This is a genomic window from Rhizobacter sp. (assembly GCF_031412075.1).
GTDB lineage: Bacteria > Pseudomonadota > Gammaproteobacteria > Burkholderiales > Burkholderiaceae_C > Rhizobacter.
The window spans coordinates 1-1768 of the sequence record NZ_JANOCG010000106.1 but is presented as its reverse complement, the minus strand read 5'-3'; the positions used below and the strand labels follow the sequence as shown (position 1 = coordinate 1768).

The following is a 1768-nucleotide window of genomic DNA, read 5'->3' as shown; positions in this document are numbered from 1 at the left end:
TTCGACCCCACCTCGGGGCTGCTGGCGGGTGAAGGGCACATTCCCCTGGCGTGTTCGCCCGAGCCGTCTTCGGCGGCGCCGGTGAGTGGTGCGCTCGATGACTGCGAGACCGAGTTCGAACACCACATGAAGGTCTCGCGCGTATGGGAGTCGCCACGCGTCACGCTGCCTTATACCGACGATCAATGGTCGAGCATCGAAGCGCTGGGCCACAAGGTCGACGCCGACCTGCGCAAGCATGACGTGCGCCTCACACAAGGCGGTGAACCCACCTTCGTGTCGGTCGACGACCGCGACGGCGCCGAGTGGAACACCGAGGCCATGGGCCCCACCAAACGCCTCTTGAGTGCCGACCTGATGGACAAGCTGCGCGCCAAGTACGGCGATGGCGGCCTGCTGCACTACGGCCAGGGCAAGTGGTACCCGGGCGAGCAGTTGCCGCGCTGGTCGCTCAACCTCTTCTGGCGCAAGGACAAGGAGCCGATCTGGACGCACCCCGAGCTGTATGCCAGCGAGCACAAGGACTACCAGGTCACCGACATCGAGGCCCACAAGTTCCTGAGCGGTGTGGCCAAACGCCTCGCGCTCGACCCGAAGTACGTGTTCCCGGCGTACGAAGACGTCTGGTACTACCTGTGGCGCGAGCGCAAGCTGCCCACCAACGTCGAACCGTTCGACGCCAAGCTGGGCGACGAATTGGAGCGCGACCGCCTGCGCAAGATCTTCACCCAGGGCCTGGAAAAAGTGGTGGGCCATGTGCTGCCTGTCGCGCGCTTTGACGTAAAGAATGCCGGGCCGGTGGCGCGCTGGCAGACCGGTACATGGTTCCTGCGCAGCGAGCGGTGTTACCTGATCCCTGGCGACTCGGCCATGGGCTACCGCTTGCCACTGGATTCGCAACCCTGGGCCAAGGCCAGCGACCTGCCCTGGGTGCACCCACCCGACCAGACGCAGCCCTTTGTGCCGCTGCCCCCTTACCGGCGATTGCGTTACGCCACGGGCGGCTACGAGAGTGGCGTTGCAGCACCGCCCGACGTGGCCCCGTCGCCAGCCGGCTTTGGCGAGCGCTCGCGTGCCGCCTTGAACGGCGGTCACGGCGGCCCCGCCGTGGCCGCCAGCCTGAGCACGGCGCAGACCAAGGTGCCTGCTGCGGGCGAGTCGGCCGGCTGGGTCACCCGCACCGCCATGAGCGCCGAGCCGCGCAATGGCAGGCTCTACGTCTTCATGCCGCCGATGACGGCGCTGGAAGACTATCTCGAGCTGGTGGCGGCCTGCGAAGACACGGCCGCCGAAATGAAGCTGCCGGTGATTCTGGAAGGCTACGAGCCGCCGAAAGACCCGCGCCTGTCGACGCTGCGTGTCACGCCCGACCCCGGTGTGATCGAAGTCAACATCCACCCCGCGCACAGCTGGAAAGAACTGGTGGAGCAAACGACCCACCTCTACCAGGTCGCGCACGAAACACGTTTGTCGACCGAGAAGTTCATGGTCGATGGACGCCACACCGGCACCGGCGGCGGCAACCACTTCGTGCTCGGTGGTGCCACGGTGGCCGACTCACCCTTCCTGCGCCGGCCGGACCTGCTGGCCAGCATGGTGGGCTACTGGCATAACCACCCGGCGCTGAGTTATCTGTTCTCGGGCCTCTTCATCGGCCCGACCTGCCCGGCGCCGGGCGTCGACGACGCGCGCAACGACTCGGTGTACGAGATCGAGATTGCGTTCGCCGAGCTGCAACGCAAGACCGCCGAAGGCCCCAACGCCTGCC

Annotated in this window: 1 protein-coding gene; it reads left to right on the top strand. The window is 66.6% G+C overall.

Translation table 11 applies throughout. The features are described from left to right. Nucleotides 1–1768, top strand: a 1768-nt coding sequence (locus RMO40_RS03955; RefSeq protein ID WP_309716612.1) for a transglutaminase family protein, incomplete at both ends; no start/stop codon positions are given.